Here is an 8,455-nt window from a genome sequence, read left to right on the forward strand (position 1 = left end):
TTTATATTATATGATTGAATATAATATAAATCAATGTGTTAGCCGTTTTGTGAAAAGCGCCACGCTCTTTCAAGGTGCCACACTTTGCTCAAATATGATTAGAACAGCCAACTGCCGGTGAAGCTTTGATATAGCACAATAAACGACACGCAAAAAGAAGAGAAGTGCCAGCACAAACTCGCGCCAGCACCACTTACTTTTACATTCGCCTTACTTCACGCGCATGCCTGCTTGCGCCCCACTGTCTGGCGACAGAATATAAGGACCGCCACGCTCATCGCTGGCCGCCAGCACCATGCCTTCGCTCATGCCAAACTTCATCTTGCGCGGCGCCAGGTTAGCCACCATCACGGTTAAACGCCCTACCAGCGTGGCCGGGTCATAGGCAGACTTAATACCGGCAAATACCTGACGCGGTTTTTCCTCACCAATATCCAGCAACAGTTTGAGTAGCTTTTCAGCCCCTTCCACATGTTCGGCACTGACAATGTGCGCAATACGCAGATCGACCTTGGTAAAATCATCAATCGAAATATACGCGCCCTCTTCTACCGCTGGCGTATCCGCTTTCGCCTCACTCTTGGCCGATGTTTTCGCAGCCGATTCCGTTTTAGCCGGTGTAGACGCCGCTTGCAAGCTATCTTTATTGGCTTCCACCATGGCTTCGATCTGCTTGCCTTCCAGGCGCGTCACCATATGATTATAAGGTTGTATCGTTTGCGCGCCCAAGCCCTGGCCAACATCGGACCACTGCAATGGCTGCACATTCAGGAACGCTTCCACGGCCACGGCAATATTTGGCAACACTGGTTTCAGGTAAATCGTCAGTAAACGGAACATCTCCAATGCATTGCTGCAAATAGTATGCAGCTCAGCCGCTTTACTGTCATCTTTGGCAACTACCCAGGGCGCAGCTTCGGCTACATAAGCATTGGCAGCATCCGTCAGCTTCATGATCTCGCGCAACGCACGCGCGAAGTCACGGGCGGCATATGCCTCGGCAATTGCAGGGGCTGCAGCGCGCATCTCCTCAATCACCGCATGCCGGGCATCAATCAGCTTGTTATCAAACTTTTTAGCCACGAAACCGGCTGTACGACTGGCAATATTAATGTATTTACCGACCAGGTCACTGTTGACGCGGGCGACAAAATCTTCGAGATTGAGATCAATGTCTTCCATACTGCCATTCAATTTGGCCGCATAGTAATAACGCAGGTATTCCGGATTCTTCACATGTTCCAGATAGCTACGTGCAGTGATAAACGTGCCACGCGACTTGGACATTTTCTCGCCATTCACGGTCAAAAAGCCATGCGCGAATACTTGGGTTGGCGTGCGGTGACCAGAATACTCCAGTGTTGCAGGCCAGAACAAGGCATGGAAGTACAGGATATCCTTGCCGATAAAATGATACAACTCTGTCGTCGAATCCTTTTTCCAGTATTCATCAAAGTCTATGTCCGCTTTGGCACACAGGTTTTTAAAGCTGGCCATATAACCAATCGGCGCATCCAGCCAGACATAGAAGTACTTACCTGGTGCATCCGGAATTTCGAAACCGAAATAAGGCGCATCGCGCGAAATATCCCAGTCAGAGAGTTTATTCTCGCCTGCTTCGCCCACCCATTCACTCATTTTATTGGCAGCTTCGGCCTGTAAGGTGCCAGAACGCGTCCAGTCACGCAAAAAGTCTGCACACTCACTGAGTTTAAAGAAGTAGTGCTCAGTTTCCTTACGCACCGGCGTCGCGCCAGACACGGCCGAGAACGGGTTAATCAACTCCGTCGGGCTATAGGTCGTGCCGCATACTTCGCAGTTATCGCCGTACTGGTCTTTGGCATGGCATTTCGGGCATTCGCCTTTGATAAAGCGGTCCGGCAAAAACATGTTTTTAACCGGGTCAAAATATTGCTCTATGGTTTTGGTGGCAATTTTGCCGTTGGCCTTGAGCGCACGATAAATATTGCCGGACAACTGGCGATTCTCTTCCGAGTTGGTCGAGTAATAGTTATCGAACTGCACTAAAAATTCGGCAAAATCCTGACTGTGCTCGGCATGCACTTTCTCAATCAGCGCTTCCGGCGTGATACCTTCTTTTTCTGCACGCAGCATGATAGGCGTACCGTGGGTGTCGTCCGCGCAGACATAGTGCGCAGTATGGCCCTGCATTTTCTGAAAACGCACCCAGATATCGGTTTGAATATACTCAACCAGATGCCCCAAATGAATGCTGCCGTTGGCATATGGCAAGGCGGACGTCACCAGAAGTTTGCGTGTCATGAAAACAAGACCAAGATAAAAACCGCTATTTTAGCAAACCCCTTGCAGTTTCAACGAATCTTTATCTTTAATCATTGGTAAAACGTGCGAACAGGTCCTAACATCCTGAAAACACCGCGAGACCGATGCAATTTGTTGCCCGGCCTCACCAGCATTTTCCTGATTAACTTTTAGGCATCAGCACGGCACTCACCGTATGAATCACACCGTTATCGGCATTAATTTCATCGCCAACCACTTTCACATTATTCACTTTGACGCCATCGGTGACCGATAACTGTAAATCAGCGCCCTCCAATGACTTCACCTTACCCGCGCTCACGTCCGCCTGGGTGATTTTGCCAGGGTAAACATGATAGGAAAGTACTTTCTTGAGCGCCTCGCTATTGGACATGAGTGCATTCAGCTTGGCTTTGGGCAACTTGGCAAACGCAGCATCATTGGGCGCGAACAAGGTAATCGGGCCGCTGCCATTGAGTGCGTCTTCAAGGCCTGCCACTTTAACCGCTTTGGCAAAGGTCTGAAAGCTACCATCTTGCTGTACTGTTTGTAGCAAAGTATCTGCACTAGCCGCACCAGAAAAACTGATGGCTAACAGCGTGAATGCGAGAATTTTCTTCATATGATGTCTCCTGATAAATGTAAAAACTAAATGTCCGGTTTAAAACCACAACTACCGACCTGCTTACACTATCCGCTCAGGCTTACGCCTAGCTTACCCAAGCGTGCCCGCAGCTTACAGCCAACTTACCAATCGCATGATGGATACCGGCCAGCGACAAATCCCCCGTAGATAACATGACGAAGAGGGTCTGTTGGAGTAGAATTCCTGATTCATTTAGTCAGGAATTTCTGCAGGAACCTCAAGCATGGCCATTAGCGAATTAATCATTCAAAGCACCTTAAAACTGTGCATAGACCCCAATACCGGCAAAGACTTCCTCAGCACGAAGTCGATCAAGAACATTCAAATCAATGGCAATGATGTCAGCCTGGATGTGGTGCTGGGCTACCCGGCGAAGAGCCAGCTGGAGCCGATTCGCCAGCAAGTGACTGACGTACTTAAAGGCATAGATGGCATTGCCAAGATCACGGTGAATGTGGGCAGCCGCATCGTGGCGCATGGCGTACAACGTGGCGTCAATTTATTACCGAACGTGAAAAATGTGATTGCCGTGGCCTCGGGCAAAGGTGGCGTCGGCAAATCCACTACCTCAGTGAACCTGGCGCTGGCCTTAGCCGCCGAAGGGGCTACTGTGGGTTTGCTGGATGCTGATATTTACGGCCCTAGCCAGCCACAGATGCTGGGCATTTCCGGCCGCCCGGATAGTGCCGATGGCAAAAGCATAGAACCTATGCGTGCGCATGGCATCCAGGCCATGAGCATAGGTTTTCTGGTCGACACTGATACCCCCATGGTATGGCGCGGCCCTATGGTCACTGGTGCGTTAGAGCAATTATTACGCGACACACGCTGGCAAGACCTGGACTACCTGGTGATTGACCTGCCACCGGGCACTGGCGATATCCAGCTGACTCTGGCACAAAAAATCCCGGTAACCGGCGCCATTATCGTCACCACCCCGCAAGACATTGCCCTGCTTGATGCGCGCAAAGGCTTGAAAATGTTTGAGAAAGTCGGCATCCCGATTTTAGGCATCGTCGAAAATATGAGCACGCATATTTGCTCTAACTGCGGCCACGAAGAACATATCTTTGGCACGGGTGGCGGCGCTCTGATGGCCAGTGATTACAACATAGACTTACTCGGCAGCCTGCCGCTGGATATTAACATCCGCATGCAGGCCGATGGTGGCCAGCCCACTGTCGTCGCCTCACCTGACAGTGCCGTTGCGCAAAGCTATAAAGAGATCGCGCGTAAAGCTGCGAGTAAAATTGCCATCGCCAGCCTCGACCACAGCGCAAAATTCCCTAATATTGTTATTCAAAAAACCTGATCGCCTATTAAGCCCAATCATCGAAGGACGTTGCGTATGACAACCCGCAAGCACCATATTGCAGAAGGCCTGATGGGCGCGCAGTACGAGGCCATGGATGAACATATGCAACGTGTCGCCCGGCATATGACCGAGCGCCATCCGGTTTCGCGCAACCTGGCCGTGCATCACACCCACGAAACGCCCAGTCGTGGCCAACGCGCGGCTGATGCCATGGCGCGCTTTGGCGGCTCCTGGTCATTTATTTTCATTTTTGTGCTGATTCTAGTGAGCTGGGTGATTCTGAATTCCGTCATTCTGCTGCACTATGACCGCGCATTCGACCCCTATCCCTATATTCTGCTCAACCTGTTTTTATCCATGCTGGCGTCCATTCAGGCACCCATTATCCTGATGTCGCAAAACCGGCAGTCAGAAGTTGACAGACGTCAGGCCGAGCACGACTACGAAGTGAATTTAAAAGCAGAATTAGAGATTTTGCTGCTCCATGAAAAGCTGGACGGTTTGCGTGAGCAACAGTGGCAGGAACTGATTCAGTTGCAACAACAGCAAATCAACTTGCTTGAAAAGCTATTAGCCGAAAAAAATTAAAAAAATATCATCAGCCACAGAGTTCACAGAGGCCACAGAGTGAATAAAAAAGCCACAAAGATTTCTCTCTGTGGCCTCTATGTTCTCTGTGGCTTAAAAAATACTAACTCAACGCCACACCAAAGCAATAGACATCGACACCGTTCGGCGATTGAATCAAGGTCGCCGGAATAGCCACACCATTACGCCAGTTATCGACAGCCTCCTGCTTACCCGCACCCGTCACCAGGAACATGACTTCATGCGTATTATTCAGGCGGTCCTGGCTAATCGTAATGCGGTCTGCTGGCGGTTTGGGAGAGTTGAATACCGGCACGGCATCGGCGGTGTTATTCACCACCTGGCCCGGGAACAGGCTGGCAGTATGGCCATCTTCACCCAGGCCTAAAATCACCAGGTCAAACGTACGCACACCTTTAAGCGTTTCCGCATACGCCTTGGCGCCTTCAATATTGCCCAATTCAGCCGGAATATCGTGAATCTGGCTTTCGGGAATCGCCACATGACTTAACCAGGCATCGCGCGCCATCTTGCTGTTACGCTCGACATGATCGACTGGCAGGCAGCGGTCATCATTATGATACACATGCCAGTTAGCCCAGTCGGCATTTGCCTTGGCTAATAATTGATAAACGGCTTTGGGGGTGCTGCCACCCGCCAGTACAACCAGAAAACTACCATGTTTGGCGATGGCTGCATCCGCTGCTGCCAGCACTCTATTGAGTGCTGCCTGGTTAATTTCTTCCTGAGATTGAAACGAGTGCCAACGAGTTTGAGAATTCAAAGACATAGAAAACCTGTAAAAAACAATACAAAAAAGCGTGCGCAGCCTTTTAGTGCGTGACTGCATTTGCTATAATTATATCTGACTCGACATGATAATTCTGCAAAATTATCCGAAGCACTGATCGAGTTCATGCCATCCAAAAGATGGGTGTCTCTTAAAACTATCCTCACACCATAGGAAAATCCGAATGAAATTAGCAATGATTGGCTTGGGCAAAATGGGCGGCAACATGGCTGCACGCTTGCTGCGTCACAAAATTAACGTGGTTGGTTTTGACTTCAATACCGAATTCGTTAACAGACTCGTAAAAGAAGAAGGTCTGGAAGCAGCAACCTCAGTCGCTGATGCAGTCAGCAAACTCGAAGGCCAAAAAATTGTCTGGTTGATGTTACCAGCTGGTGAAATCACCGAAAATCAAATCAAAGATTTGATCCCTCTGCTGAACAAAGGCGACATCATCGTCGACGGCGGCAACTCAAACTACAAACACAGTCAGCGCCGTGGCGCAATGTTAGCTGAACATGGTATCGGCTTTATTGACTGTGGTACTTCCGGTGGCGTTTGGGGCCTGGACAACGGTTACTGCCTGATGTACGGCGGCGACAAGCAATACGCAGACGTATTGGCACCTTATGCACAAGCACTGACACACGCTGACCGCGGTTGGGCGCACGTGGGTCCAGTAGGTTCCGGTCACTTCACCAAAATGATCCATAACGGTATCGAATACGGCATGATGCAAGCATTTGCCGAAGGTTTGGACCTGATCAAAGGTAAAGAAGACTTCAACCTGGATCTGGCACAAATCACTGAATTGTGGCGTCATGGTTCCGTGGTACGTAGCTGGTTGCTGGACCTGACAGCCGAAGCATTGAAAGGTGATCAGACACTGGAAGGCATCGCTCCTTATGTTGCTGACTCCGGCGAAGGTCGTTGGACAGTAGTTGAAGCCGTTGAGCAAGGCGTTGCAGCACCAGTGCTGACAGTAGCATTGCAAGCGCGCTTCCGCAGCCAGGATGCAGATGGTTATAGCTACAAGCTGTTGTCCCTGATGCGTAATGCATTTGGCGGTCACGCAGTAAAATCATCTAAGTAATCAATATGAGCCTCTCGTGTCGAGAGGCTTTTTGCTTATTATTTAGAGCGGCTGTGAGTACTCAAAGAGTGAGAACTTACGGTAGCAAATATATGGGAAAGGCTTGCCCTTTCCCGTTTACATTTTTATCTTAAGGTTAGAAATGACGAATAAAATTGATCCATGCACACTGGTGCTGTTTGGCGCTAGTGGCAACCTGGCCCGCGTAAAACTTTATCCTGGTCTGTTCAGACTGGACTCACTGGGCCGCTTGCCAGCAGACCTGAAAATTGTAGGCGTTGGCCGTCAAGTGGTTGACCTGGAAGCCTGGCGTGCAGACATCAAAAGCATGCTGGATGCCAAATTTAAAAAAGGGTATGACCAGGCTGTGTTTGAGCGCTTTATCGCGCGTAACTTCTACCACGCCAACCCACCGACTGACCCGGATGCATTTAGCAAACTGAAAGCCACCCTCAGCGACGAAAGCGTTTTCCCGCAAAACCTGGCTTACTTCCTGTCCGTGCGTCCAGTTGACTTCGCCCCAGTGGTGGAATCATTGGCCAATGTTGGCCTGACGCAAGAAGACAAATACTGGCGCCGTGTGGTGATCGAGAAACCATTTGGTACCGATCTGCCATCTGCGAAAGAGCTGCAAGCCGCAATCACCAAGCATCTCAAAGAAAGCCAGATCTACCGTATCGACCACTACCTGGGTAAATCAGCACTGCAAAACATTTTGCTGCAACGCTTTACCAACACCGTGTTAGAGCCAATCTGGAACAACCAGTACATTGATCACGTACAAATCACCAACACCGAAATGCTGGGTGTAGGCGACCGTACGCAGTTCTACGACAGCACTGGCGCATTGCGCGACATGTTGCAGAGCCACATTCTGCAAACATTGGCACTGACTGCCATGGAACAGCCGAAAGACCTGTCTCCTGAAGGCGTGCGCGATGCAAAAATCAAACTGTTGGAAGAAATTCGCCCGATCCCGGTGAGCGAGCTGGAAAAACATGCTTTCCGTGCGCAATATGCTGCCGGTGAAATCAATGGCGAAAAAGTGCCTGGTTACCTGGAAGAGCTGGGCAATAATGACAGCGTAGTTGAAACCTATGCCGCGCTGAAATTGTTTATCGACAATCCACGCTGGAAAGGTGTGCCGTTCTACATCCGCACCGCCAAGCGCCTGCACGAAGCCGATACCCGTATTTCTATCCGCTTCAAAAAAGCACCGCTGCAGATCAATGACCAGGATCAAAACTGGCTCATCATTGGTATCCAGCCGCGCGAGTGTATTAAACTGGAAGTCCAATCCAAGATTCCAGGCCTGGATGTACAAACCCGTACCATTCAGCTGGATGCGGCCAACCGTTGGGATAGCGACGACTCCGTAGATGCATACGAAGCCCTGCTGCTGAACCTGATGCAAGGTGACAACTCCAACTACCTGCACATTTCTGAAGCTGAAGCACAATGGCGCCTGGTAGATCCAGTGGTCAAAGCCTGGGCTGAAGACAAGAAGCCGGTACACCAGTACCCAGCTGGCAACCGTGATCCTGAAGCCTCAAAAGTCATTTTTGAAGCTGAAGACCAGTTCTGGCGTTACAGCATTGAATTAGGCGGCGACAAATAATAGCTGGCGGCTGCAAATGCCGCTGGTGAAATAAATCGCCAAAAATTCATAAAAAGTTTGCGAAACTGACGACATTTGTTGTTATTATTTGCACTCATTAAAAGCGGAGTTTAAACTCCGCT

The 8,455-nt window shown here is 49.9% G+C and carries 7 protein-coding genes; 4 read left to right on the forward strand and 3 right to left on the reverse strand.

Annotation, left to right across the window (positions count from 1 at the left end; all coding sequences use genetic code 11):
• Positions 1–210: 210 nt before the first annotated feature.
• Positions 211–2,283: a methionine--tRNA ligase gene (gene metG, locus B3355_RS05970; protein WP_292781412.1), complete on the reverse strand. Its 2,073-nt coding sequence runs from the start codon at positions 2,281–2,283 to the stop codon at positions 211–213.
• 163 nt (positions 2,284–2,446) lie between these two features.
• Complete coding sequence (locus B3355_RS05975; protein ID WP_292781414.1) at positions 2,447–2,905, reverse strand: fasciclin domain-containing protein; 459 nt, start codon at positions 2,903–2,905, stop codon at positions 2,447–2,449.
• Between the two features lie 247 nt (positions 2,906–3,152).
• On the opposite strand from B3355_RS05975, the gene apbC reads away from it, so the two are divergent.
• Positions 3,153–4,241: an iron-sulfur cluster carrier protein ApbC gene (gene apbC / locus B3355_RS05980; RefSeq protein ID WP_292781417.1), complete on the forward strand. Its 1,089-nt coding sequence runs from the start codon at positions 3,153–3,155 to the stop codon at positions 4,239–4,241.
• Between the two features lie 36 nt (positions 4,242–4,277).
• The gene (locus tag B3355_RS05985; protein ID WP_292781420.1) at positions 4,278–4,832 is read left to right on the forward strand and encodes a DUF1003 domain-containing protein; all 555 of its coding nucleotides are present in this window, start codon (positions 4,278–4,280) and stop codon (positions 4,830–4,832) included.
• Between the two features lie 103 nt (positions 4,833–4,935).
• Here the strand turns inward: B3355_RS05985 and pgl are convergent, their stop codons facing one another.
• Positions 4,936–5,622, reverse strand: a complete 687-nt coding sequence (gene pgl / locus B3355_RS05990; protein ID WP_292781422.1) for a 6-phosphogluconolactonase — start codon at positions 5,620–5,622, stop codon at positions 4,936–4,938.
• 184 nt (positions 5,623–5,806) lie between these two features.
• On the opposite strand from pgl, the gene gnd reads away from it, so the two are divergent.
• Both gnd and zwf read left to right on the forward strand, forming a co-directional pair.
• Positions 5,807–6,715 (forward strand): phosphogluconate dehydrogenase (NAD(+)-dependent, decarboxylating), encoded by a 909-nt coding sequence (gene gnd, locus B3355_RS05995; protein WP_019881951.1) that lies wholly within the window; start codon positions 5,807–5,809, stop codon positions 6,713–6,715.
• 142 nt (positions 6,716–6,857) lie between these two features.
• A complete protein-coding gene (gene zwf / locus B3355_RS06000; protein ID WP_292781426.1) occupies positions 6,858–8,333 on the forward strand; it encodes a glucose-6-phosphate dehydrogenase in 1,476 nt (491 codons plus the stop codon).
• Positions 8,334–8,455 lie beyond the last annotated feature (122 nt).

Source organism: Methylophilus sp. UBA6697, from assembly GCF_002454655.1.
Taxonomy (GTDB): Bacteria; Pseudomonadota; Gammaproteobacteria; order Burkholderiales; family Methylophilaceae; genus Methylophilus.